This is a genomic window from Bacillus sp. FSL M8-0071, assembly GCF_037975455.1.
Taxonomy (GTDB): Bacteria; Bacillota; Bacilli; order Bacillales; family Bacillaceae; genus Bacillus; species Bacillus subtilis.
Map to the genome: position 1 here is coordinate 2,928,568 of NZ_CP150256.1, position 25,656 is coordinate 2,954,223.

Consider the following 25,656-nt stretch of genomic DNA (forward strand, 5'->3'; position numbering starts at 1 on the left):
GATTTATGGGAGTCTAAAACTGAAATGCGTCTCCCGCCTCATAGTCTCCTTCTAACACAAGGATTCCTTTTTCAGCAGGGGCATCCGGCAAATCAAGCTCTTTCGCTGAGCAGATCATCCCGCTTGACGGAACGCCACGAAGCTCTGCATCCTTAATGACAAGTCCGCTTGGCATCACAGCACCGACTTTGGCAACGACAACTTTTTGGCCTTGGTCAACGTTAGGCGCGCCGCAGACGATCTGAAGCGTTTCTTCTCCTACGTTGACTTTACATACGCTTAATTTATCCGCATTCGGATGTTTTTCTTTTGATTCTACATAACCCACAACAAACTTCGGAGATAAATCAACGACTAATGTTTCTTCAACGCCGTTTCTGTTTAAAATCTCATTCACATCTTGCACGAATGTTTCTGAGAGCGCAACAGGGCCGTTTTCATCAATGGTCAAGTAAGAAGACGCATTGAAAATGTTGAAGCCCGTTGTTTCTTTTGTTTCGTTATTGAAAATTTTGACGACATCGCCGTGTTTTTCATAGCCTAATTGTTCGCGTGTCACATCTTGAAGAGAGATCAGGAGCGTGTCTCCCACACCTTCTTTATTATAAAAAGCGTTCATAAGTAAAAATCCTTTCTAATCCTTTTTCGGACGGCTTTTCGCCAGGATAAACACCGGTTCCAGCTTTCCTTCATTGTACAAAAATGATAGGGCGGTAATCGGGACGGTGCCGCCTGCAAAGAAGCTCATCGACATTTGTCCTAGAATATCATACCCCGATTCATTTCGGATGTCAGCAAGAATCAAAACGTCCTGATGAGGAACAGAGATCGCCAGCTCCCCTTCTGCATGCTGCTTATATTCATTTAAGATCGCTTCGTTCAAAATCCGGCTTGCGTCGTATCCGTCGTTTGCCCTGAAGAAATAAAAGTAATTGCCGGCAACCGTATCCTCTTTGACAACCGTCGGCAGGGAACGGAGATTAAATGCGGCCGTCTCTCTGATCCGCTCTTTTGTCCAGTTTTCTTTCTCAAGCATGCGCTGGTCAATTAAACGGTAGGTTTTCCCGAGATCAAGCGCGTAATAAATTCTTGTCTCTGCGGTATGATCGTCATAAATGAGCGGGATATCTTCACTGGACTTGTCCGGGAAGGAAGTCGAGCGGATGACCGGATAAATGCGAGTTTCTTTCCCGGTCATTTCCTGAGCCTTCCCTTCCATTGCCGTCATCGCTTCGGAGACATAGTACACGATCTCATCAATGGCTTCGTCTTTTTTCAGTTCCCATTTTGCAATAATCGGCGGCAAATCGAGCGTAATCCCTTTTTTAGTCGTTTGATCCTCAACACGGAGGGTGTCTTTTTCTCTGTCAAACAGAAAGGAGCGATTCTCGTGCTGAAGGCGCTGTTTCAGTATATCTGACAGCTTCCTTGAGGTCATTTTCAAACCGATGTCCTCCTTTACGCTTTAGCGAGAGAGTCTGTTAAAAACTGTTCAATTTCTTCTTTTGTTTTGCGGTCTTTGCTCACAAAACGATTTACTTCTTTTCCTTCATTAAACACCACAAAGCTTGGGATTCCGTAAATTTCCCACTCTGCACATGTATCAATGAATTTGTCACGGTCTACGTAGTAGTAGGTGAATTCAGGAAAATTCGCTTCCAGTTCAGGCAGGAAAGGCTCTACAAAACGGCAATCCGGGCACCAATCGGCTGAAAACATAAATACAGCCCAATCATCCTGTACCGCTTTTTCCAACTCTTGAGTTGATTCAATTTTTTTCATTTCATATCCCTCCAGTTGTTTAAGTTCTTACATGTTTTTTATCGATACTCGTCCATTTGGATCATACCAAACTGCTTGAGGCAAAACCACTTATATGCAACGAATGAATATGTAAGATTGGCTTTCCCATTATCATTATCATATTTTATTTGCATTATCAAGCTCGTTTCGTTTAACATCGTGTACATGAGGGTAAAATTTACAGATGGACATACATAAGGAGGGATTTTTATATGGAGTTTATCGTCTATCTAGCAGGAGAAATCCACAGCAATTGGCGCGAGGAAATTAAAGAAAAAACAAAATCACTGAAGCTCCCGATTACGTTTGTTGGCCCGATGGAGAATCATGACCGCTCAGACAATATTGGTGAAGAAATTATGGGCGTACAGCCAAATGCCGTTTTAAAGGATGACAAAGCCTCTGACATCAACAACTTCAGAACCGCCGTCCTGATGAATAAAGCAGACTTTGTGATCGCCCTGTTTGGCGAAAAGTACAAACAGTGGAACACGGCAATGGATGCATCATATGCGATCGCAAAAGGAAAACCCCTGATTATCATCCGGCCGGAATCGCTCCACCATCCTTTAAAAGAGCTTTCAAATAAAGCGAATATTACGGTTGAAACCGTTAACCAAGCCATTAAGGCCCTTTCCTATCTATTTGAAACAGAATAAGAAAAAAGCTTGTCGATCCGGGCTTACTGCTCGTTCAACAAGCTTTTGTGAAACCTACATATTTTCTTTAATCGCATCCACTGTCTGCTTATCGCAGGCTGTTACAAGTTTGATGAGCATTTCTTTAGCAGCAGCATAATCATCAATATGAATGATAGAAGCGTTTGTATGAATATAGCGGGAACATATTCCGATAACCGCTGACGGCACACCGCTGTTCGAAATATGAACCTTGCCTGCGTCTGTTCCCCCGCCGGATACAAAATATTGATATGGAATATCATGCGTTTCAGCCATATCAAGAACGAATTCCCTCATTCCGCGATGCATGACTGTCGTTCTGTCAAGAATGCGCAGCAAAAAGCCTTTTCCAAGCTTGCCGAATTCATTTTTGTCTCCGCTCATATCGTTTGCCGGGCTGGCGTCAAGGGCGAAAAACAAGTCCGGTTTAATCATATGAGAAGCCGTCTGCGCGCCCCTTAGCCCTACTTCTTCCTGAACCGTTGCACCCGCATAGAGTGTATTCGGAAGCTCTTTACCGTGTAATTCCTTCAGAAGTTCAATGCTTAAGCCGCATCCATATCTGTTATCCCATGCTTTTGATAAAATTTTCTTTTCATTCGCCATCGTCGTAAACGGACAAACAGGCACGATCTGCTGTCCCGGTTTAATGCCGATTTTGATGGCGTCTTCCTTATCATCCGCTCCAATGTCGATCATCATGTTCTTGATATCCATCGGACGGTTTCGCTGCGCATCTGTCAATAAATGCGGCGGTATGCTTGAAATCACACCCGGAACCGGCCCGTTATCTGTTTGAATTTCAACCCGCTGCGCAAGCAAAACTTGGCTCCACCAGCCTCCGAGCGTCTGGAATCTGAGCAGCCCGTTGTCTGTAATGGATGTCACCATGAAGCCGACTTCGTCCATGTGCCCGGCTACCATAATTCTCGGTGCGTCCTCTGCGCCTCGTCTGACTCCGAAAACACTTCCCAGTCTGTCCTGAACGATGTCATCGGCATATTTGGCTAGCTCCTGCTTCATAAAAGCACGAACCTGATGCTCATTGCCCGGCGCGCCGGGAAGCTGCGTCAGTGTTTGGAAAAGCGCTTTCGTTTCTTGATTCATGTTTTCCCCTCATTTCTATGTAGTCCTTTTATTTTATTAGAAACAATGAAGTTTTCCAAGCACCCTGACCCAATCTGCTCGATCAGCCGCGTATTGCTTAACAGGATTTGGCTGTTTCTGTATAATGAAAAGTACGATCAACCAGGAGGTGCTTTATTTTGAAATTGCGTCATCTTCTTTTAGGAGCAGGACTTGGAATTTGTACGGCTGTCGTTGTGAAACAATATGTGATGAAGCCTTATATTTCTTCAGAAAAAGCGCTTCGAATTGTAAAGTCTGCTTTTAAGCAGCGGGGCCCGATTGACGGATCATGGATTTACACCCAGCCGGAGCCCTACAATATTAACGGAGAAACGGTACATGTATACAAAACCGGCATTACACGATCAGCTTTCGGAGAATTAGAACAGTATGAAGTCATGGTGGATGCGAAAACGGGAGAAATTGTTGATGTCATTGATACAATCGCCTCTTAACACCGGACAAGCAAAAAATAGAAGCCGCTGCCCACGCAGCGGCTCTTTTTTATTATATCGCGCGAATCGGTTTGTATACCGGATACCACATCGCATTCTGCACTGCCTGTATAATGTCTTCAGGCTCTTCCGTAGCGACGCCTTCCTTCATTGCGGTTTTTGCAACTTCAACAGCAACGGTTGCCGAAACAGTGCGCAAATCTTCAACTTTTGGAAGCATCGGCGCGCCAGGCACCCCGACATTGACCATACCTGCGATTGCCCGGGCACATGCTTCAAACATGCCGTCGGTAATTAATTTTGATTTGGTAACAATCGTTCCAAGACCGAGACCAGGGAAGACAAGCGCGTTGTTTGCCTGCCCGATATGATACGTAACTCCGTTATATTCAACTGGCGGGAACGGGCTTCCTGTCGTGATCAGCGCACGGCCTTCTGTCCATTCGATTAAATCCTCCGGCTTTGCTTCAGAAAGAGTTGTCGGATTTGACATTGGCAAAATCGCCGGCCGTTTCACATGTGACGCCATTTCTTTTACAATTTCTTCAGTGAAAGCGCCGGAAACCGTAGATGTGCCGATCAGGATCGTCGGTTTCGCCTGCCGGACCACTTCAAGAAGATCAATGCCTCCGCCGTCTCCGTTCCGCTGATAATCCTTCACTTCATCAGCCGAACGAGCATACGGCTTTTGGAAATCAAGAAGCTGATCCATATCATCTGTTAACAGCCCGTTCCTGTCTATGCACCAGAAGCGCTTGTATGATTCTTCTTCACTCAGTCCCTCGCGCACCAATGCTTCCCGCAGCTGTTCGGCAATTCCGATTCCTGCCGTTCCCGCTCCGAATATAACAACTCTGTGATCTCTCAGCGGAACTTTAGACGCTTTTGCACAGGATAAGACTGCGGCCAAAGAAACAGCGCCAGTTCCTTGGATATCATCATTGAAGGTACACACTTTATCTTTATAGCGTTTCAAAATGCTTCGCGCGTTTTTCGCCCCGAAATCCTCCCAATGCAGCAATGCATTCGGAAATGTTTCTCTCGCCAGCGCAACGTAGTCGTCAATAAATTGGTCATAGCGTTCCCCGCGCACTCTGGAATGCTGGTTGCCGACATAAAGCGGGTCGTTCAAGAGGCTCTCCTGATTTGTCCCCGCATCTAAAACAACAGCCAACACTCTGCTCGGATCAATGCCTGCAGCCGCTGTATAAACCGCCAGCTTGCCAATAGAAATCGCGATTCCTCCGACGCCCCAGTCACCGATTCCTAAAATTCCTTCCGCATCAGTTGCAACAATTAAATCAATCGTATCATTTTGATCTTTATACTGTTTAAATGCTTCTTTCATACCGTCCGGGTCATCGATTGACAGATAGAGCCCTCGTGGTTTTCTGTATTCATGGCTGTATCTCTGGATTGCCGTTCCGACTGTCGGTGTGTAGACAATCGGGAGCATTTCCCCTAAATGGTCATTTAACAGGCGGTAAAACAGCGTTTCATTCCGATCGTGCAGCGCCGTTAAATAGACATTTTTGCTCAAATCGTCAGGCTGTGCGGAATATTGTTCATACGCTCTTTTCGCCTGATCATCAATTGTTAATACCTTGGGCGGCAGAAAGCCTTTTAAACCAAGTTCTTTTCTTTCTTCCTCAGTAAAAGCAACACCTTTGTTCAAAAAAGGAACAGAGAGCACTTCAAGGCCTCTTAATGTTGTTTGAATGTCTCCTTCGTTTGTTACTCTGAATTGTTTCACCCTGCCTCTTCCTTTCTGAGCATAATTAGTACTAGGTTTGCATTATTAGCCGGAAAACATGCAGGGTAAACATAAAAATATGCTATTGCTTCATTCGCTTAACTGACTTTTTGATGCTTCCGTCCTCCTCCCATTGAAGGGCGCGATACTCGGCATCATGGTAAAAAATAAACCAAGCGTCTTTTTCTGCTGCGAACGCCTGCCATTTCTGCTTTTGCGGGATAGAGGTCATCGGATAATCATCGTAAGCCAGCACCCATAGCGGATTGCGGTGGGCATGTGTCGGCATCAGATCTGCCATATGTACGGCAGTTTCACCCGCATCCTCGCATATCAGGACGCTGTGTCCGTCGCTATGGCCTCCGGTGTGATGCATTGTAATACCCTCTGTGATCGTTAAGGTGTCTTCAAAGGTTTTGACTTGGCCAGCTACAGCCTCCCAATTTTCTTTCCAATACGTATTTTTCGACCTGATATTCGGATGGCGCATTTCGTCCCATTCAACAGCTGATGTATAAATCACTGCATTCGGAAAGACAGAGACGAGCCGTTCACCTTCATATTCCGTTAAACCGCATGCATGATCAAAATGAAGGTGTGTCATTGCGATCACATCTATATCGGCAACCGTTAATCCGAGTGCTGCTAATGATGGTTTCACATTCGACTCTTGTGTCACGCCATAGTTTCGTTTTTGTTTATCAGTCAGCTTGCCGTACCCAATTCCGGCGTCAACGATGATATTGAGCCCATCCTTTTGAATCAAAATAGGGTCTGTCCTTAGTTCAATCTGGTTTTTTTCATTGACTGGATATTTTTTAGACCAAAGCGGCTTTGGAACGACGCCGAACATGGCACCTCCGTCCATATGCGTCACGCCCCCGTCAAGCCAGGTCAACGTGATATTACCAATTTTCATTGTTTCCATTTTCATCCCCCCTCTCATCATGGTAGCAAACGGCCCATAAAAAAAACAGACTCCTGTCAGAGTCTGTCTTTACGTTCTCCATTCAACCTCAGCCCGATAGATCGGCTGGCCGAGTGCAGAGAATTTTTCTTCATATTCTGTCATAATATTGCCTTCCAGATTGCTGTTATGCAAATCGAGACTGACGTATGTCAGCAGGAGGCCGTACTCAGAGAAGCTCTTCAAAGAGTACTCAAATAAACCTCGGTTGTCCGTTTTAAAATGAATCGATCCGCCTTTGCCCATTACTTCTTCATATTTTTTGAGGAAGTGGGAATATGTCAGGCGGCGTTTTTCATGCCGTTTCTTCGGCCAAGGATCAGAAAAGTTCAAGTAGACCCGTTTCACTTCCCCCGGCTCAAACACATCCGTCAGCGTGTCCGCATCTATATTCAGAAGCTTTACATTCTGCGCTTCGCTGTCTTTTACTTTTTGGACGGCTGTCACGATGACGCTTTTAAATAACTCAATACCAATATAATTGATGTCGGGATTTTGTTTGGCCATACCAGAAATAAATTGGCCTTTTCCTGTACCAACCTCGATATGGATCGGATTGTCGTTGCCAAACACTGTGTTCCATTTCCCTTTATAATCAGCAGGATTGCTGATGGCAATATCTGCGTTTTCAGCCAAAAAGTCATCAGCCCAAGGCTTGTGGCGCATTCTCATATGATTGACACCTCTATCTATTATTTCGACTAACAACATACCATGAATTAAAAAGACCCGCAAGCTCGTTTTTCCAGTGTATCTCTCTTAAGGCCGAGCGCATAAAAAAAGAGGGTCCCGTCTGCTGGAACACTCCTTTCCCATGTATAAAAACGCTCTGTTTTGAACAATTTAACCCGTATGATACTGAAGGGATGTGTACCGTTATGGGTTTACATTATGAGCATCAAGTTCATTTATTGAAGGATATATTGACTGACCATCAATTGGACTGCTGCGGAACAGTCGCAGAGTACGAGCAGCTTGAGCGTGTGATTAAATCACTGATGGCAAACACCGAGCTTGATTCAAATTTCAAAAACGTGCTTGAAGATGTTTACCGCTACAGCCAATCAGGAATATCGTCCAAATCCATCGACTCACACATACAAGAGCATCAGAACAGCCTGTCTCAATGGGTAGAGCAAATGGATTCGTATTCCTGATTAATCAACAATTCGTTTCATGAGGATATGCAGCTCTTCCATTGCATCATGAAATTCCTTATCATTGCCTTTTGCTTTATGCCAGGCAATGAAAGTAATTGTTTCAGATAACACATACCAAGCCATTCGCAACCGAAGGCTTTCTGTCAGCTCTATGCCGTACATGCTCAGCCAGCTCTCCCAAGCTGGCTTTTCGACGTAGTGGTACAGCAAAGGCCCGAGGTCCATCGCCGGATCAGCGATCATGGCGCCGTCCCAGTCAATTAAATACAGCTGGTTGTCTTCAGACAATAGCCAGTTATTATGATTGACATCACAATGGCAAACGACTTTCTCACCGAAATGCACTTCATGCAGGTGTTCTTCCAAATACTTGATCCCTTCTTGAATCAGCGGCGAAGATTGCTGCACAGCAAATACAGCCTGCTTCAGCTGAGACAAAAGAGCCCCCGGGTTCAGCGGTTCTTTTCCAAGTCTCTTCAGCATGTCCAGCAAGGCTTTTGATGTGTGTATTTTACGAAGCAATTCAGCAACGGGCCGTCCGCTCATGTCTTTAGGCTTCAGCTCTCTGCCGGTCATCCAGTGCTGGGCCGTAATGACGTCCCCATTTTCCATCCGTTTTGTCCAAACCAGCTTCGGAACAATGCCTTCGGCGGATAAAACAGCTAAAAAAGGTGAGCTATTACGTTTTAAAAAAAGCTGCTGCCCGTTATGTTTCGCATAATATGCATCTCCTGTAGCTCCTCCGGCGGGGAAGATCTCCCAATCGCTACCTAGTAATTGTCCCAACCAGTTCATATCAATGTTCAACCCATCATTTCTTAAAATATTTTAGAATTAAGGCTAATCGTTTCTAGTCTATCCAGCGAATGCCTTTTTCGTACGAATCGTATAAAAATAAAAAAGACAGCTATTGAGAGTCTCATATGCTAATCAATAGCCGTCCTTTAAATTTTAGCGCTATAGCACAAACTTCGTCAAGCAAAACTCTTAAGATCTGATGCTAAATATAAGATAACCGTTCCGATGCCGTTTACTGCAACCGTTTTCTTGATTTCTGTTGGGTCTTCCTGAAATCCTGATGGATCACATAAAAGCCGATAAGGTATGTCGTTTGGCAGCCTCCACTCGACGGAGTCTGGACTCGCGTGATGGATAACAATGATATCTTTCCATTCGTCAACCTCGTCAAGATCATAAAGCCTGTATGCGATAAGGTGTTCTTTTAGCGTCAAGCATTCAAGATGGCGCTGGATGTCTGCAGCGGACCTAAGACGGAATGCAGGATGCGCTTTTCTCAGCGAGATCAGCCTGCGGATATAGTGAACATCTTCTTTGAATGTTTCACGGCGATCCCAGTCGAGCTGGTTGATGCTGTCACTGGATTGATAGCTGTTTTCCACTCCCTGCTTCGTCCGGAAAAATTCCTGGCCGCTGTGAATAAACGGCACCCCTTGGGCAAGCAAAATAATCGCGGCTGCAAGCCTTTGCCTGCTTCGCTTTCGGCTGTCATTTTCTTGAGGAAGCGCAAAGCTCATTTTATCCCAAAAGGTGTGATTGTCGTGTGATTCGACATAATTGATGGACTGGCTTGGTTCCGGAACAATCGGTGCTAATGCCTTCCATCCGGAAGACCCGGCAATTCCATGCATCACAGCTTGTGCTGATTCACCGCTGCCGAGCGCAAACCCTGCTGCCTTAAGGTGAAAGGTGTTCCCTTTTACAGCGTCACGAAACATATCATTAAAAAAGCCGATGCCCGGCATTCTTGGCGCGTTCGCCAAAGCAGCTTTCTGTTCATGCGGCAGCGGTGTAGCCAGACCCCACCCTTCTCCAAAAAGCAGGATTCCGGGCTTTGCCTTAGTTGCTTTCTCTTTCATATAAAGCACGGTGTCAATATCTAAAATCCCGAGGAGATCAAAGCGGAAGCCGTCAACATTGTATTCTTCAAGCCAATAGACCACGCAATCCGCAATGAATTTTCTTGCCATCCTTCTTTCTGATGCAATATCATTGCCAACGCCGGTGCCGTTTGATGGCATCCCACATTCGTCGTGCCGGAAAAAATAACCGGGCACTGTCTTTTCAAAGGGGGAATTCTCCCTCTTATACACATGGTTAAAAACAACATCCAGAATGACTCGCAGACCGTGCTGATGCAGGGTATTGATCATTTGTTTCAGCTCTGTTTTTCTCGTTTGAGGATCATGAGGATTTGAGGCATAGCTTCCCTCCGGGGCAAAGAAATGAAGCGGGTTATATCCCCAATTGTATGCATCAAGCGGCTTCTCTTCATCAACTCCGGCAAAATCATTCACCGGCAGAAGCTCCACATGTGTCACACCAAGCTCTTTTACATACGCTAATCCCGAAGAACTGCCATTTGCGGTTTGTGTATCAGTTTCCGTCAGCGCTAAGTATTTTCCCTTGTTTATCATGCCGCTGTTTTCATGGATGGAGAAGTCGCGAAGATGCGTCTCATAGATGACGGCATCCACAGGGTGTGAGAATGGTTTAAGAGGAGCAGTCCATTTCATTTGATCCGGGCGCAAGACGACGCCCTTCTCTCCATTTACAGTCACAGCCTTGGCATACGGGTCAACTGTTTCCATCCATTCTGAATTGTTGCAGATGCAAAACAAATACTCATATCCGTGAAGGTCACCTGTGACCGTAACGGCATAGACGCCTTTTTCCAACCGAGTCATTTGGAATGTGCGCCCGCTTTTATTGGGGTGTGAAAGCTTGACAGCAGCTGAGGTTGCAGCAGGCGCCCATACTTTAAATACGGTATGATCCGCGGTATAAACGGCGCCCAGCTCTCCGTCATAATAAAATTCGTCATCAAACGCTGCCGTCCGGATGACCGCGCCAATTTGGAGATCCGTTTTGTGGCCGCTGGATGCTCTGACGCAATGGATTTTTCCAAATGTCACAGGATGGTCGGATACGCAGACGTACTTGTATTTTGCTTCAAGGGAGTATTCCTCCCTGACAGCCAGAGGAAAATCTGTTATTTCTGTCTCAAGCCGAAACGGCGGTGTCATGATTTCCTTTTGTTCAGCAGGAATCAGAACAGTAATGATATTCATGTCATCGACATACGCTTCGAAGCTGCGGCGGATGCTGACCATCGGAAGCTCTCTCCTCCAAACACGTTTATGTTTTGATTCTTAGGGGTGAAGGACTAGATGCCAGACGAAACGGGGTAGTGCCCATGATTTCTCCGTCAGCATGGAACGGGATTTTGTCCTTCGTGTAAAATGTAATGTCCTTCGCTTTAAACATCGTAACGCCATCCATCTTTGTATGTTTTCCAAATGCCATGAGACATAAAAGCCAATATTTTTTCAAAAACGGCTGGTTTTCAACGATTACGATATCAAATGTCTTCTCGCGCGGATTTGCTAGGGGCGCCGCCTTCATGCCTCCCCCGTAAAACGGATGGTTGGATACAACGGCAAACCAGACATCATGAAATTCGCGCGTCTCGTCTTCCGTCGTACAAGCTAACGTAAACGGCTTAAAGGTTGCCGAAGCGTGCAAATGAGAAAGCGGATACACAAGAAATCGAAGGCGGAGAAAAAGAAAAACCCGTCTCAACGGAAATTCCATCGCCTTTTTATTGACATATGCGTCAAACCCGATCCCGATATGATTCATAAAATAAAGAATCTGTGATTTATCCTGAAGGAAATTGACGCTCCCTAAATGAAAGGTTCTTGTTAACGGGCGCTTCACCTTCTTGATTTCCTGTATCAGATCGATTTTTTTAATAGAGAACCCTCGCGAAAAATCATTATACGCGCCCGCCGGCACAAAGCTCAGCTCAATATCGTCAACATCTTTCAGCCCGTTGACAACTTCATGCATGGTTCCGTCTCCGCCAATGACGATCAGGCGCTTCAGCTTATATTCCTGTATCGTTGAAATCTGTCTGGCGAGCACCTCGGCGTGTCCCGGATGTTCAGTTAAAAATGAACGGTGCTCAACCTTTCGTTTGATCAATTCTTTTTGAATGGACTTCCAAACACGCAGGCCGTTTCGATGTCCTGCTGTCGGATTAATAATAAAAAACCAATGGCTCATCTTTCTCACCTGCTTATGTTATGAGAAAACCGCTCAAATCGTTCTCTTTTACTCCAGCCACTCCTGTCTGCGATAGGAGTCAGACATGCAGTAAGACAATAGAGCCTTTGCAGCCTTTACCTGATGATGTTTGATCGGAGCAGTGTTTTTCTTCTGCCGCTCAATCCATTCTTCCGCGCTCCGCTTATCCGCTATTTCTAAGCCGTATGGCGGCTCCGGGTAATCGATGTACGACGTTCTGCTCAGAAGCAATTTTCGAACCGGAATCTCAGCCTGTTTTTCCTTTACGATCTTTGACACAACCGAGTCCGTACGAAACAGGCTAAGCCCTGGATTTAACACTGATGCAGTCTGAGAGGCTGTTTTCTTGTCCCAAAAACGATTTTTAGACCCTATGTAGACACTGTCTTCCTCAGCCTCTAAAAAAGAAACGCAATAAATTTCCAGAGGAGAAATAATCACAATGCTTAATTCAACCGCCGCCTGCTGAATTTTCAGCACAGGCTTATACATAATAAAATAAGAATCAGGCAGCTGCTGGGTCAGATAACGCAAAATGCGGTCCTGCTTCACTTGGTTTGAGAGTTGAGATATTTCTGAAAGAGTAGAGCTTGCCCATTTGAGCTGAAAATCATATAAATGCCTTTTATAAAAAGAAGCAAGCGCCACCCTGCTCTTCGGGAGCCTTACATGAATATCTTCTTCGTCCTCAAACCATTGGTGTCTCTCTTCTTGTATATCGGCTTTTATCTCTTCTTTTCTTCTTTTCAATGAAAATTTTTTTCGTTTCTGCACCGGTTCCGGTTCTTCAGCACTGGCTTGCCTTTCTTCATGCTGGCGCTCCGCTGCTTCTACTAGTGAAAGCCAGCGCTCTTTTTTCAAACGTACAAACTGGTTGATATAATGGTACGGATCAAGCTCATATCTCGATATATAATCATGAATTTTGATGATTTGTGCCATGTTTGTTTCTCCACTCCGCAATGAATTAAGATAATTGAAATTTGAATATTTCCTCGTATTTTGGTGATTGGTTCAAGTGTATTTGAAAGAGCGAAAATCGTTCAGCCATCATCGAAACCTCGCCGCTTTCAAACGGAACATGAGCTGGAAATCCATCTTCGCCTGTCCATTTTCTTGCCAGCGTCATATGAGGATGATACGGTCTTTTTTCCACTTGAAAGCCGGCCTGAAGTACAGCCTGTTTCGTATGTTCCCGCAGTCTATCAAGCGTTTTGTTTTTCTTTGGCTCCAGATGTAAAACGCGCGGCTTTCTGCGGTCGCCGAATACATCTATCTTGCCAAACTTAATTGAAAATGGATCAATTTCTGAAGCAATCTCTGCTAGCGAACCTTCAAGCTTCTTTATTTGTGTCTCATCCGCCGCTCCGAGAAAAATTAACGTGATATGATAGTCAAGCGGGTGCACCCATTTTTGAAACGTCAATATCGGTTCGTTTTTCGCAGCCTGGTAGATCGGATTTGCAATTCCCTCAGGTATGGGAACGCCGATGAAATAATGAGGCCGTATATCTGGCATCCGTCTGACACTCCCTTCTTTGACAGCTATTATTTTATCAATAAAGAGGCTGTGCGGATAGAGGAACAGTGTATGAAAACACTCTCGCACAAACGTTTATTATGTTAGGATATTATATGACACTTGTTTTATTCAGAAAGGAATGACAATGTTGAAAATCGTTGCAAACACAGCTGATCTGATAGGAGATACACCGCTAGTGAGATTGAATAGGCTTCAGCCGGAAAATGCGGCACAAGTCTATTTGAAGCTTGAATTTTTCAATCCGAGCGGCAGTGTGAAAGACAGAGCCGCTTATCAAATGATCATAGAAGCTGAACAAAACGGTTTACTCAAGCCGGGATCAGTTATTATAGAGCCGACAAGCGGAAATACCGGAATCGGGCTCGCCATGAATGCGGCAGCACGCGGATATAAAGCAATCTTAGTTATGCCTGATACGATGACGAAGGAACGGATCAACCTACTTAAAGCTTACGGTGCAGAGGTTGTATTAACTCCCGGAGAGGAAAGAATGCCGGGCAGCATCAAAAAAGCGAAGGAGCTTGCCGAACAAATTCCGAACAGCTATATTCCAATGCAGTTCGATAACACTGCTAATCCTGATGCGCACCGGAAAACAACAGCGCCTGAAATCGCCCGGGCAATAGAGGAAATCGGAAAACCGCTCGGCGCTTTTGTCGCCTCCTCTGGAACGGGCGGAACCATTACCGGAACAGGTGAGGCGCTCAAAGAGCTTTTTCCGGATATCACGGTTCATGTTGTTGAGCCAGCGGGTTCGCCTGTATTATCTGGCGGAAAACCTGACGCGCATAAACTTGTAGGAACGAGTCCAGGCTTTATACCGCCGATTTTAAACGAAGACGTTTATGATGAAATTATCAAAATCTCTGATGAAGACGCGTATACGACGACAAGACGGCTCGCTGCTGAAGAAGGAATTCTTGTCGGTCCTTCATCAGGCGCTGCCTGCTTCGCGGCAATCGAAACAGCGAAACGCCTCTCTCCTGACAAAGTTGTGGTCTGCATGACAGCTGATACAGGAGAACGGTACTTATCAACTGATTTATGGTCATTTATTTAAAAAAAGGACTGGCTTCAGCAGAAGCCGGTCCTTTTATTTTGCAAGCTCGTAAATGGCCTGAGCATATAACGCTGTCGATCTCAGCAGGTCATCAATTTCGATATATTCATCCTTTTGGTGTGCGCTGTCAGGGCGTCCGGGGAACAGCGGGCCGAACGCGACACCGGCTTTTAAGGATCTCGCATATGTCCCCCCGCCGATTGAGATTAAGTCAGCTTTTTTACCCAGCTGGCCTTCATAAACCTTTTGCAGGGTTTTGACTAACGGATGATCTGCGGACACGTGATGCGGCTTGCTGTCTTTGAATTCTCCCAGATCAAATTCAGATGCACTTTCGAATGCATCGCGAATCGCTTTGCTTTCTGCTGTCACAGGATAGCGGATATTGATCCCGAGCTCGCCTCCTTGCCCTTCTTTATAGCGCAGTGTTCCGACATTTAATGTCAGCTCACCGCTGATTTCATCCTCACAGTCGATGTCCAGTTTTTTTCCTCTTGTATCACCTGAGAACTTATCTGTCACAACTTGCACAAACCGCTTTCCTGCATCGTCAAGCTCAGTCTGCTGGAGAAATTCGCACAATAAAATACCGGCATTGATCCCATTGTTCGGTTCCATCGCATGGCAGGAAAGACCGTACATACGCAAAATGAGCTGTCCGTTCTCTATTGCAGCTTCCCCTTTTTGGTCCGTCGTGCGGAGCATGTCTTTAAATGAAGATAGAATCTCTTCATTTTTCGGCCCTTCAATGACAGCTTCCGCAGCATCAGGCACCATGTTCAAACGAAGGCCTGATTGAAACGAGACAAGCACTGCCTTTGGTTCTGCTTGATTTGGGCGGTGCGGAATAAGTAAAGAAGCATCGATGATCCCTTTTTCCGCATTAATGATTGGAAAATCGGCGTCAGGCGCAAAGCCCATTGTTGGCATTTCTTCATGCTTGAAATAATGCTCTACGCATCTCCAATCGCTTTCTTCATCTGTTCCGATAATCATTCTGACTCGCTTGGACAGGGGCAAATTCATGTCTTTCACGATTTTCAGCGCGTAGAATGCCGCCATTGTCGGGCCTTTGTCATCAATGGCGCCCCTTGCATAAATCCGTCCGTTGCGGATTTCAGCTGAAAATGGATCACTCGTCCACCCATCTCCCGGCGGCACGACGTCAACATGGCAAAGTACGCCGATAATGTCATCGCCCTCCCCCCATTCAATATGACCTGCGAAGCCGTCAAGATTTTTTGTTGTAAAGCCTTCTTTTTCTCCAAGCTCCAGCAATGAAGTCAGGCTGGCATTTACCCCTTCTCCAAACGGTTTACCGGGTCCAGCGGTTGTTTCGTCCATGACACTGTTGATTCTCAAAAATTCCTGCGTATCACGAATTAAATCCTCTTTTTTTCTGATCACTTCAACTTCCCAGTTCATAATGATCCCCTTTCCGCAAGAAATGACTTGCAAAAACCAAATAAAACGAATAATATTAATGGTGTTTTGTTAAAACGTTCGTAATTGGAGGATACTATGTTTCATCTAAAAGAGCAGCAAACATCCATAAAGCAAGAAATCATAGCAGGGCTGACGACCTTTTTCACAATGGTCTATATCGTCGTGGTCAATCCGGTCATTCTGGCTAACGCCGGGGTTCCTTTCGACCAGGTTTTCACCGCAACGATTATTGCCTCCATTGTCGGAACGCTGTGGATGGCCCTGGCAGCAAATTATCCGATTGCTATTGCGCCCGGCATGGGCTTGAACGCTTATTTAGCCTTTCATGTCGTAAGCGCAAGCGATGGCGGCATCACGTACGCAACAGCTTTCAGCGCAGTATTTACAGCAGGGGTTCTCTTCATTATTCTATCGTTAACGCCTTTAAGAAAACAACTTATAGAAGCGATTCCAAACAATTTAAAATACGGGATCACAACAGGGATCGGGCTGTTTATTGCTTTTATCGGTTTGCGTCAAGCGGGCATTGTGGCAGCTGATGAGTCAAACCTGGTCACTCTCGGCAATCTGCATTCACCTGGTGTTATCTTAACGCTGGTTGGCCTTTTGATCAGCGTGGTCCTGATGGTGCTGAATGTAAGCGGCGCTTTATTTATCGGAATGGCAGCTACCGCTTTAATCGCCTTTTTCACCGGTCAGCTCCATTTTCCAAAGGGATTTATGTCGCTTCCTCATTTGCCGGAAGGATTGATGATCTCAAATCCATTTACCGCTTTTGGCGATGTCATTCATCACGGCCTGTACGCTGTCGTCTTTTCTTTTCTATTAGTCACCATTTTTGATACGACAGGCACGATGATCGGAGTTGCCGAGCAAGCCGGGCTGATGAAGAACAACAAGCTGCCGAACGTGCGAAAAGCGCTGCTTGCTGATTCAACCGCGACGACAGTAGGAGCTGTTTTCGGCACAAGTCCAACGACTGCATTTATCGAGTCTTCCGCCGGTGTCGCAGCCGGAGGAAGAACGGGGCTTACGGCTTTGACTGTCGCGGTGATGTTTGCGGCTTCAATGTTTTTCAGTCCGCTTGTCAGCGCCTTGTCCGGTATAGCCGCCATCACCTCGCCTGCTTTGATTATCGTCGGCAGCCTGATGATGGGTTCAGTTTCCAATATGAACTGGAAAGAGATGGACGAGGCATTTCCAGCGTTTCTCGTCATTCTGGCCATGCCTTTGACATCCAGCATTTCTACAGGAATTGCGCTTGGCTTTATTTCATATCCGATCGTAAAAGCGGCGCGGGGAAAATGGAGAGAGATTCATCCGCTCGTCATCGTTTTCGCCATTCTGTTTTTCATCCAGCTGTTTATTTTATAACATAGACCAAAAAACCCAAACGTCGCCGTTTGGGTTTTTTATGTAAACAATAAAGAGACAGCGGCCGCTAAAAAACAACAGGCGGCAAACGCATAGTGCAGGATGTTGATACAGCTTTTTCTGGCCCGATAATATTCATCACTTTCCTTATCGGTGCCAATTAAAAAAGGGGCATCCATGACCTTGTCAAAAATAAGCGTCAGGATATAAAGGCAAACCCCTGTGTATACCAGCAGCGCAATCACCTTAAGCCAAATTGGGGAAACAAATATGAGAACGGTGAAAGCTGACAGTAGCATGTACATCTGCCTCGCATACTCGCCATTCCTCAGCATGACTTTAAAAAACAATTCCTTATAGCCTGTGCAGATCGTTCGTCTTTTAAATATCCTTTTTGAATTTCTGTATAATAACGGTTTTCTTCTCATCCTGTCTTTTACTTTTGGCATTCCCGCCTCCTGACTCATCATCATCACAAGTCCTGCAAGGGCAAGCCTGCTTTTTTTCTCTTCAGTCACCTCAGCTTCAAAAGCCGTGAACGAAGCCGTCTTTTTCAAACTGCGGATAACTGAGAAAAGCAAAAATAAAATGCCAAAAAGCGCAAGCAAGTGCCACTGAGTCAAAACAATCAGGATAGCAGAACCAGCAAAAAATATAGCTCTAACAAAAATATCGCCAATCCATCTCGAAATGGAGCGCGGCTTTCTGATCCTGTCTTGCTTTAAGGATAAAAAGAATATATGAAGGCCAAACAAATAACACAATAGAGCAGTGCTTTCTGCGAATGTGATGTGAACAGAATGACTGATCAAGGGAAAGACAATGAAAAAGAGAAGCAGCCATTTAGCCATCGTGACGAGAAAAGAATACAAAAGCGCGTACCGTTTGAGCTGATAGATGATTTCCTTCTTTTGCAGCAAAAACACTTTGTCCGCTTCCATTAAAAATGTACGAATCGAGCCTGTAAACATGATCAGCCCACACACAGCGTACAGCCATCTCCACTCCGCCACTTCAGACCACTCATAAAGAAGACCTCTTCCATTCATCAAATCAATATACTGATAGATGACAAAAGCAATCGCCGGCAAAACAATATAGAGAGCGACTGTCCAGTCAATGACCGCATGCAACACTTTAAACTGATACTTGTAATAGTCAAACAGCCTTCGAAAAAAGAGCGTACGCCCGTTCATGGCCGATCACCTTGAACTGCCTTATAAAAACAGTCAAGCAATGACTGCCCCTCTAATCCGGTCTTGTCCTGAATATCTTTTAACGTGCCTTGGAGAAATAATGAACCTTTCTCAATCATATAAAACCGGTCACAGATTTTTTCCGCGGTATCGAGTACATGCGTGCACATAAGAATTCCGGCTCCACGTTCTTTTTCAGCCTTAAGCATGTCCACAAAGCGTTTCGTCGATATCGGATCAAGGCCGATAAACGGTTCATCAATCACATACATATCCGGCTTAGAGAGAAAGGCCTGGATAAGCATTAGTTTTTGCTGCATGCCCTTCGAAAAGGTGACAGGCAGCTCATGTTTGACATGATCAAGCGAAAACGTCTGCAGCAGGCTTTGGGCCCGATGCGCAAATTCTCTCTCTTCAATGCCGTGGAGTGTGCTGATCAGATCCAAATGCTCCCACAGCGTCAGTTCTTCGTAAAAGGACGGATGCTCCGGAATATATGCAAATGAACAGTCGTTCCAGGCAATATGCCCTTTAAAATCTTCTGAAAGGCCGAGTATCGCCTTGATTGCGGTGCTTTTTCCGGCGCCGTTAGCTCCGATCAGTCCAACTAGTTCCCCTTTTCTGACTTCCAGAAAAACATCGGTGAGCACTTTTTTTCGGCTTGTATACCCGGCCTGTTCTATTGAAGCTTCAAGCAAATTTGTCAAAACTCACCCACCTCCAAAATTTACTACGAAACAGAATAAAAAAAGTTTCTTTAACCATAATAATATTGAGCCGAAATACATAGTAATCCAACAAGGATGGCTGCCCAACGCGAATTGGAAAAAATTAATAGGAGTTATCCCTAGATTCATCACTGCAATATCGTGTATAATGAGGGCGAATTATTTTAACAATTACAGATGTCTGCCTTTGTTGCTATTTCGTACGCAGTTGATAGTCGTGAGTTGTGGTTAGTCAAGTCCATCCGATCTTATGATAGGGAGTGGTTTTTTGAAACCTTCAACAAACCGTATGCTAACTCGAATCAAATCAGTTTACATGTTTATCCAAGAAAAAGGTCTTGTGACAACACAGGAACTGGTTGACGAATTCGGCATTACACCTAGAACGATTCAAAGAGACTTAAATGTGTTGGCATATAATGATCTTGTTCATAGTCCAAGCCGTGGCAAGTGGGAGACAACGAGAAAGAAAGTAAAGATTACCTCATAAATTGAAAAATTACATAGGGCCGCCTGAGAGCGGCCCGATAGATAGTAGGGCGAAGAAACTACTGAGCCTTGTTTTTGTGTGCTTATAAATAAAACCCCGCATTCGGTATGCGGGGTTTTTGTCATGCTTGCGGCTCATTGAGCAAATGAAGCTCTTCCTCTGTCAGCTCACGGTATTCTCCGGGTGCCAGAGCGGGATCTAGGGAAACGCGTCCCATCGAAAGCCGCTTCAGATAAACCACTTCATTGCCGACAGCCTTTGCCATTTGCTTGACCTGATGGTATTTTCCTTCTGTAATTGTCAGGTATATCACGGTATTGCCACTGTCGTTTGTTTTGATTTCCGCTTTTGCCGGCTTTGTTTTATAGCCGCCCTCTATGTAGACACCCGTTTCCAAATTGGAGATGTCTTCCCGAGAAATCTGTGATTTTAAATGGACTTCATACGTTTTTGGAACATGCTTTTTAGGAGAAAGGAGCCGATGTGCGAGCTGCCCGTCATTTGTGAGCAGCAAAAAGCCCTCTGTATCTTTATCAAGCCTGCCGGCTGGAAATGGCTCAAATCTCATCTCCTCCGGCGTCAGCAGATCGACCACTGTTTGCTGCCGGCTGTCCTCAGTCGCCGACAGCACGCCCTGCGGTTTATTCATCATAAGATAAATGAACTCTCGATAATCAACCGGTTCCCCGTATACGGTCACCTCCTGTGTATCAGGATCAACGTGCGCCTTTACATCTTTGGCAGGTTTGCCGTCGATCATCACGGCTCCAGCCTTCACAACGGCTTTGACTTCTTTTCTGGAACCATACCCGCTGTTGGCAAGCAGCTTATCAAGTCTCATTCCCAATCTCTCCTTTATAAAAGAAAGCCCGCAGCATGCGAGCCCTCAGTTTCATCATATCTAGTTCATCAGCCTGCATGTCTGCCTTTCTTTAAGAAACCTGGCAAACGGCGGCCTAAAATTTTCTGTAAAAATCCTAATCGGTAGCCGCAATACAGGTAGACAGCTCCGCCAACAGCGGCCGCGATCACCACAACAATCGCAGCTTGCAGCTGGCCATCCTGATAGGAAATAAAGAAGCCTAATACCCACTGCACGATTTTCACGGCAATACCCATAATGGCTGATAAGACCAGCATCAAAACAGTTCGTTTAACTAGTATCTTATACGAATAGCCTGCATGGCGCTTAATCATGATAAACCCATATAAAAGGGAAGCGATATATCCAAGCGCCGTCGCTAAAATCGCTCCGTCAGCCTGCATCAGCTTGATCAGCGGAACATTCAGCACAAGCTTGATCACGACGCCGATCACAAGGCTGACAACCGCAAATTTTTGCTTATTGATGCCCTGCAGAATGGCTGCGTTGACTGTAAACAAAGAGAACAGAATTGCGACTGGCGAATACCATAGCAAAATGTTTGCCCCCAGTTCAGGGTGAAGGCTCTCTGACCCGTAAAAGAACGTATACGTCGGTCCTGACAATAGAGAGATCCCGACAACAGCCGGAATAATTAAAAACAGGATCGTCTGCATCGTTTGATTAATCTGCTGATTTAACAGCTTATAGTTTCCGCTTGTAAACGATTCAGTAATCGTTGGAATTAATGTCAGTCCGAAAGCAGTTGCTAGGGAAACCGGGATCATCACGAGCTTCTGAACATACAGGGTTAGAATCGCAAGCATGTCTTGGCTGATGGCTTGATGACCGGCTTCAATCATCGCTTTGTTAAACGTATTTGTATCAATATAGTTATACAAAGGGATGGCTAGTCCGACAAAAACGTACGGAGCAGCATAGCTGAACAGCTCGAAAAACATTTTCTTGTAGCTTAGGTTTGCTGTCGGACCCGTATTCGGCATCATCGCCAGCAGGCTGCCCTTCCGTTTGTTCCAATAAATATAAAGCACGACCAGCCCTCCGAAGGCACCGATCAGCGCTGCGAAGGTTGCATAGCCCACAGCGATGACAAGGCCGCCGTTGAAAACCTTCAAAATCAAGAATGTCGCACTCAATAGAAAGATGATGCGGACAATCTGTTCAACGACTTGGGAAACAGCTGTCGGACCCATCATTTGGTGCCCTTGAAAGAATCCGCGGACAAGGCTCATAATCGGTACGACCAAAAGCGCTAAGCTGACCATGCGGATGACATAAACAACATGATCAATTGTCAGGCCGTTATTATCCTTGCCTCCCAGCGATATTTCCGCAAACATCGGAGCCGATAGATACAGAATGAAAAAGGCTATCATTCCTGTGACGAGCATAACCGACATGCCCGCCTTGAGCATTTTCCTGCTTGTCTCATAATCCCCTTTTGAATTATATTTGGAAACAAATTTAGAAACAGCGGCCGGAAAGCCCATCGTAGCAATATTCAAAAATAAAGTGTATTGGTTGTATCCGTATTGAAATAATGCACCGCCTGTCGCCCCGACCATAATGCTGAAGGGAATTAAATAGACCATCCCCAGAATCCGCGATATATATGTACCGAGCGTTAATACAAACGTGCCTCTTAACAGTTTGCTTGACATGTTTCTTCATCACCATTTTCTACGAAGATTCAACTTTTCTATTTTACCACAACTGGGCATTTAGACGGTAATAAATACAAAAGCAATCCTGTGAACATTCATGTCCGCGGCAAAAGACGTTTAAGGAGCGGCTTTCTTTCGCTATAATAGTACTGCGGACGGGGTGTCCGCACACGAAATGAAAAGAAAGTTGATGATAAAGATGAAACAATATGACGTAATCGTAATCGGCGGAGGCCCTTCAGGCTTGATGGCTGCGATTGCAGCAGGAGAACAGGGCGCTGGCGTGTTGCTGATAGATAAAGGAAATAAATTAGGACGGAAACTCGCGATTTCCGGGGGCGGCCGCTGTAATGTGACGAACCGCCTTCCTGTGGAAGAAATTATCAAGCACATCCCCGGCAACGGGCGTTTTTTATACAGCGCGTTTTCTGAATTTAATAATGAGGACATTATCAAGTTTTTTGAAAACCTCGGCATTCAATTGAAGGAAGAGGATCACGGCCGGATGTTTCCTGTGACCGACAAAGCCCAAAGTGTCGTTGACGCACTGTTAAACAGGCTGAAGCAGCTCCGCGTAACAATCAGAACGAACGAGAAAATTAAATCTGTTTTATATGAAGATGGACAGGCAGCAGGGATTGTGACGAATAATGGCGAAATGATCCATAGCCAGGCAGTCATTATCGCTGTCGGCGGTAAAAGCGTGCCTCATACCGGAAGCACGGGAGACGGCTATGAATGGGCTGAAGCCGCGGGCCATACCATAACAGAGCTGTTTCCGACAGAGGTTCCCGTCACTTCTGGCGAACCGTTCATTAAGCAAAAAACACTTCAGGGCTTATCACTAAGAGATGTAGCCGTCAGTGTGTTAAATAAAAAAGGCAAACCGATTATCACACATAAAATGGACATGCTGTTTACCCATTTCGGCCTCTCAGGACCTGCCATTCTCAGATGCAGCCAATTTGTCGTAAAAGAGCTGAAAAAACAGCCTCAAGTGCCGATCAGAATCGACTTGTATCCGGATATCAATGAAGAAACGCTTTTCCAAAAGATGTATAAAGAACTGAAGGAAGCACCGAAAAAAACCATTAAAAACGTGCTGAAGCCTTGGATGCAGGAGCGCTATCTCCTATTCCTGCTCGAAAAAAACGGCATCTCTCCGAACGTATCGTTTTCTGAGCTGCCGAAGGATCCTTTCAGACAATTTGTAAGGGACTGCAAGCAGTTTACTGTCCTCGCAAATGGCACACTGTCGCTTGATAAGGCATTTGTCACGGGAGGCGGGGTATCTGTAAAAGAAATTGACCCGAAAAAAATGGCTTCTAAAAAAATGGAGGGGCTTTATTTTTGCGGTGAAATTCTGGATATCCATGGCTACACAGGCGGATACAATATTACCTCCGCCCTTGTCACAGGCAGGCTTGCAGGGCTAAATGCCGGGCAATACGCCCGTTCTTAATCATTACTCTTTAAATCTCTTGCCGCCAAACTCACATTTGAACATTCCCCGCATTCATGTTAGGGTGAGACTTGTTTTGTTTCACCTGATTGCGGGGTAATTTTAAGAGAGGAATGAGCTGCCATCGTACGACCATACTAAGCCTGCGAGCAAGATATAGGCGTACACAAAAAATTAGAGGGTGAGAAATGTTGAAACATATATCTAGTGTATTTTGGATTGTGATTGCAATCACAGCTGCAGCTGTATTATGGGGTGTTATTTCTCCTGACAGCCTGCAAAATGTGTCTCAATCGGCACAAGCATTTATTACCGATTCATTTGGTTGGTATTATCTTTTAGTTGTCTCTTTGTTTGTCGGGTTTTGTCTCTTTTTGATTTTCAGCCCGATCGGAAAAATCAAACTCGGAAAACCTGATGAAAAACCGGAATTCGGGTTATTATCATGGTTTGCCATGCTGTTCAGCGCAGGCATGGGAATCGGCTTAGTATTCTACGGTGCGGCTGAACCGATCAGCCATTACGCAATTAGCTCTCCATCAGGTGAAACAGAAACCCCCCAAGCCTTCAGAGATGCACTCCGCTATACGTTTTTCCACTGGGGTTTGCACGCTTGGGCCATTTATGCCATTGTGGCATTATGCATTGCCTATTTCCAATTCCGCAAAGGCGCACCCGGGTTAATCAGCAGCACACTGTCACCGATTCTCGGGGATAAAGTAAACGGACCGATCGGAAAGGCCATTGACTGTATTGCAGTTTTCGCCACTGTTGTCGGGGTGTCAACAAGTCTTGGTCTTGGCGCAACCCAAATTAACGGCGGTTTGAATTACCTGTTCGGCATTCCGAATGCGTTTATCGTCCAATTGGTTTTAATCATTATTGTGACAGTGCTCTTTTTACTTTCTGCGTGGAGCGGACTCGGAAAAGGAATTAAGTATTTAAGCAACACAAACATGGTATTGGCCGGATTGTTAATGTTGTTTATGCTCGTTGTCGGGCCTACAGTGCTGATAATGAACTCATTTACAGATTCTATCGGACAATACATTCAAAATATCGTTCAAATGAGCTTCAGACTGACACCGAACGATCCTGAAAAACGCGAATGGATTAACAGCTGGACGATTTTCTATTGGGCATGGTGGATTTCCTGGTCTCCATTTGTCGGCATTTTCATCGCCCGTGTATCCAGAGGCCGGACGATCCGAGAATTTTTAATTGGCGTCTTGGTGACACCTTGTATTTTGACATTTCTATGGTTCTCCATTTTCGGCGTATCAGCCATGGATCTCCAGCAAAAAGGCACGTTCAATGTAGCAAAGCTGTCCACTGAAACGATGCTGTTCGGAACACTTGATCACTATCCGCTGACAATGGTGACATCGATCCTTGCATTGATTCTGATCGCAGTATTCTTTATCACGTCTGCTGATTCAGCTACATTCGTGCTGGGCATGCAGACGTCGTACGGTTCTTTAAATCCGGCGAATTCTGTGAAACTCAGCTGGGGGATCATTCAGTCCGCCATGGCGGCTGTGCTCCTATATTCCGGAGGGCTTGCCGCTTTGCAGAACACAGCGATTCTGGCAGCGCTGCCGTTTTCTATCGTTATCCTGCTGATGATTGCCTCTCTCTATCAATCGCTCTCAAAAGAAAGAAGAGAGATCAAAAAAGCGGAGAAACTCGATAAACCGAGAAGTCCAAGAGTGAAAAAAGCATATTAACAAAAAAGATCTTTCCGCGCCTGCGGGAAG

General features: G+C 45.3%; 26 protein-coding genes. 8 read left to right on the forward strand and 18 right to left on the reverse strand.

What is annotated here, in order from left to right:
* Window positions 1-13: 13 nt before the first annotated feature.
* Genes ytpR through MKX71_RS15220 form a run of 4 tightly spaced genes read right to left on the reverse strand, consistent with a single transcriptional unit; the run spans window position 14 to window position 1,937 of the window.
* Complete coding sequence (ytpR, locus tag MKX71_RS15205) at window positions 14-619, reverse strand: YtpR family tRNA-binding protein (RefSeq protein WP_003229269.1); 606 nt, start codon at window positions 617-619, stop codon at window positions 14-16.
* Window positions 620-634: 15 nt separating this feature from the next.
* On the reverse strand, window positions 635-1,444 hold the full coding sequence (locus MKX71_RS15210; protein ID WP_009967991.1) for a DUF1444 domain-containing protein: 810 nt from the start codon (window positions 1,442-1,444) through the stop codon (window positions 635-637).
* Between the two features lie 14 nt (window positions 1,445-1,458).
* Window positions 1,459-1,782: a thioredoxin family protein gene (locus MKX71_RS15215; RefSeq protein WP_024572891.1), complete on the reverse strand. Its 324-nt coding sequence runs from the start codon at window positions 1,780-1,782 to the stop codon at window positions 1,459-1,461.
* Between the two features lie 38 nt (window positions 1,783-1,820).
* Window positions 1,821-1,937 carry a hypothetical protein gene (locus MKX71_RS15220; RefSeq protein ID WP_004399150.1) on the reverse strand — a complete coding sequence of 39 codons (117 nt, stop codon included), beginning with the start codon at window positions 1,935-1,937 and terminating at the stop codon, window positions 1,821-1,823.
* A gap of 78 nt (window positions 1,938-2,015) precedes the next feature.
* On the opposite strand from MKX71_RS15220, the gene MKX71_RS15225 reads away from it, so the two are divergent.
* Entirely contained in the window at window positions 2,016-2,462 is a 447-nt protein-coding gene (locus tag MKX71_RS15225) for a YtoQ family protein (RefSeq protein ID WP_003229263.1), read from the forward strand.
* Between the two features lie 54 nt (window positions 2,463-2,516).
* Here the strand turns inward: MKX71_RS15225 and MKX71_RS15230 are convergent, their stop codons facing one another.
* Window positions 2,517-3,590: a M42 family metallopeptidase gene (locus MKX71_RS15230; RefSeq protein ID WP_327847043.1), complete on the reverse strand. Its 1,074-nt coding sequence runs from the start codon at window positions 3,588-3,590 to the stop codon at window positions 2,517-2,519.
* Between the two features lie 158 nt (window positions 3,591-3,748).
* Between MKX71_RS15230 and MKX71_RS15235 the strand changes: the two genes are divergently transcribed.
* Window positions 3,749-4,066 carry a PepSY domain-containing protein gene (locus MKX71_RS15235; RefSeq protein ID WP_160221752.1) on the forward strand — a complete coding sequence of 106 codons (318 nt, stop codon included), beginning with the start codon at window positions 3,749-3,751 and terminating at the stop codon, window positions 4,064-4,066.
* A gap of 52 nt (window positions 4,067-4,118) precedes the next feature.
* On the opposite strand, the gene MKX71_RS15240 is transcribed toward MKX71_RS15235, so the two are convergent.
* The 3 genes from MKX71_RS15240 to trmB all read right to left on the reverse strand — a co-directional run bounded on the left by MKX71_RS15240 (window position 4,119) and on the right by trmB (window position 7,458).
* Entirely contained in the window at window positions 4,119-5,819 is a 1,701-nt protein-coding gene (locus tag MKX71_RS15240; RefSeq protein WP_327847042.1) for an NAD-dependent malic enzyme, read from the reverse strand.
* 82 nt (window positions 5,820-5,901) lie between these two features.
* Window positions 5,902-6,747 carry an MBL fold metallo-hydrolase gene (locus tag MKX71_RS15245; RefSeq protein WP_024572201.1) on the reverse strand — a complete coding sequence of 282 codons (846 nt, stop codon included), beginning with the start codon at window positions 6,745-6,747 and terminating at the stop codon, window positions 5,902-5,904.
* A gap of 69 nt (window positions 6,748-6,816) precedes the next feature.
* Window positions 6,817-7,458, reverse strand: coding sequence for a tRNA (guanosine(46)-N7)-methyltransferase TrmB (trmB, locus tag MKX71_RS15250; protein ID WP_004398646.1), 642 nt, complete (start codon window positions 7,456-7,458; stop codon window positions 6,817-6,819).
* 206 nt (window positions 7,459-7,664) lie between these two features.
* Between trmB and MKX71_RS15255 the strand changes: the two genes are divergently transcribed.
* Window positions 7,665-7,943, forward strand: coding sequence for a YtzH-like family protein (locus MKX71_RS15255; RefSeq protein ID WP_003237926.1), 279 nt, complete (start codon window positions 7,665-7,667; stop codon window positions 7,941-7,943).
* Here the strand turns inward: MKX71_RS15255 and MKX71_RS15260 are convergent, their stop codons facing one another.
* From MKX71_RS15260 to thpR, 5 genes are all read right to left on the reverse strand, one after another.
* Window positions 7,944-8,741, reverse strand: a complete 798-nt coding sequence (locus tag MKX71_RS15260; protein WP_009967993.1) for a phosphotransferase family protein — start codon at window positions 8,739-8,741, stop codon at window positions 7,944-7,946. It lies immediately after the preceding gene.
* Window positions 8,742-8,920: 179 nt separating this feature from the next.
* Window positions 8,921-11,077 (reverse strand): type I pullulanase, encoded by a 2,157-nt coding sequence (gene pulA, locus MKX71_RS15265; RefSeq protein ID WP_339231285.1) that lies wholly within the window; start codon window positions 11,075-11,077, stop codon window positions 8,921-8,923.
* A 25-nt stretch (window positions 11,078-11,102) separates the two neighbouring features.
* Window positions 11,103-12,032, reverse strand: a complete 930-nt coding sequence (locus tag MKX71_RS15270; protein ID WP_003229243.1) for a diacylglycerol kinase family lipid kinase — start codon at window positions 12,030-12,032, stop codon at window positions 11,103-11,105.
* A 48-nt stretch (window positions 12,033-12,080) separates the two neighbouring features.
* On the reverse strand, window positions 12,081-12,995 hold the full coding sequence (locus MKX71_RS15275) for a hypothetical protein (protein WP_003229241.1): 915 nt from the start codon (window positions 12,993-12,995) through the stop codon (window positions 12,081-12,083).
* 25 nt (window positions 12,996-13,020) lie between these two features.
* Entirely contained in the window at window positions 13,021-13,572 is a 552-nt protein-coding gene (gene thpR / locus MKX71_RS15280) for an RNA 2',3'-cyclic phosphodiesterase (RefSeq protein WP_003229239.1), read from the reverse strand.
* Window positions 13,573-13,720: 148 nt separating this feature from the next.
* Between thpR and cysK the strand changes: the two genes are divergently transcribed.
* Entirely contained in the window at window positions 13,721-14,656 is a 936-nt protein-coding gene (gene cysK / locus MKX71_RS15285) for a cysteine synthase A (RefSeq protein ID WP_339231286.1), read from the forward strand.
* A 33-nt stretch (window positions 14,657-14,689) separates the two neighbouring features.
* Here cysK and pepV read toward each other — a convergent pair whose 3' ends face one another.
* Window positions 14,690-16,081: a dipeptidase PepV gene (pepV, locus tag MKX71_RS15290; RefSeq protein ID WP_029318264.1), complete on the reverse strand. Its 1,392-nt coding sequence runs from the start codon at window positions 16,079-16,081 to the stop codon at window positions 14,690-14,692.
* A 96-nt stretch (window positions 16,082-16,177) separates the two neighbouring features.
* Between pepV and pbuO the strand changes: the two genes are divergently transcribed.
* Entirely contained in the window at window positions 16,178-17,476 is a 1,299-nt protein-coding gene (gene pbuO / locus MKX71_RS15295; protein WP_014480583.1) for a hypoxanthine/guanine permease PbuO, read from the forward strand.
* 38 nt (window positions 17,477-17,514) lie between these two features.
* On the opposite strand, the gene MKX71_RS15300 is transcribed toward pbuO, so the two are convergent.
* On the reverse strand, window positions 17,515-18,672 hold the full coding sequence (locus tag MKX71_RS15300; protein ID WP_339231287.1) for an ABC transporter permease: 1,158 nt from the start codon (window positions 18,670-18,672) through the stop codon (window positions 17,515-17,517).
* On the reverse strand, window positions 18,669-19,379 hold the full coding sequence (locus MKX71_RS15305; RefSeq protein WP_015714539.1) for an ABC transporter ATP-binding protein: 711 nt from the start codon (window positions 19,377-19,379) through the stop codon (window positions 18,669-18,671). Before MKX71_RS15305 ends, MKX71_RS15300 begins: the two co-directional genes overlap by 4 nt.
* A gap of 289 nt (window positions 19,380-19,668) precedes the next feature.
* Here MKX71_RS15305 and MKX71_RS15310 point away from each other — a divergent pair, with 289 nt between their 5' ends.
* Entirely contained in the window at window positions 19,669-19,890 is a 222-nt protein-coding gene (locus MKX71_RS15310; RefSeq protein ID WP_003152337.1) for a DeoR family transcriptional regulator, read from the forward strand.
* Between the two features lie 121 nt (window positions 19,891-20,011).
* Here the strand turns inward: MKX71_RS15310 and MKX71_RS15315 are convergent, their stop codons facing one another.
* Window positions 20,012-20,731: a pseudouridine synthase gene (locus MKX71_RS15315; RefSeq protein WP_029318266.1), complete on the reverse strand. Its 720-nt coding sequence runs from the start codon at window positions 20,729-20,731 to the stop codon at window positions 20,012-20,014.
* Window positions 20,732-20,799: 68 nt separating this feature from the next.
* The gene (gene murJ / locus MKX71_RS15320) at window positions 20,800-22,434 is read right to left on the reverse strand and encodes a lipid II flippase MurJ (protein ID WP_015251430.1); all 1,635 of its coding nucleotides are present in this window, start codon (window positions 22,432-22,434) and stop codon (window positions 20,800-20,802) included.
* 202 nt (window positions 22,435-22,636) lie between these two features.
* Between murJ and MKX71_RS15325 the strand changes: the two genes are divergently transcribed.
* Both MKX71_RS15325 and opuD read left to right on the forward strand, forming a co-directional pair.
* On the forward strand, window positions 22,637-23,899 hold the full coding sequence (locus tag MKX71_RS15325; protein ID WP_003229222.1) for an NAD(P)/FAD-dependent oxidoreductase: 1,263 nt from the start codon (window positions 22,637-22,639) through the stop codon (window positions 23,897-23,899).
* 188 nt (window positions 23,900-24,087) lie between these two features.
* A complete protein-coding gene (gene opuD, locus MKX71_RS15330) occupies window positions 24,088-25,626 on the forward strand; it encodes a glycine betaine transporter OpuD (protein ID WP_015384403.1) in 1,539 nt (512 codons plus the stop codon).
* Window positions 25,627-25,656 lie beyond the last annotated feature (30 nt).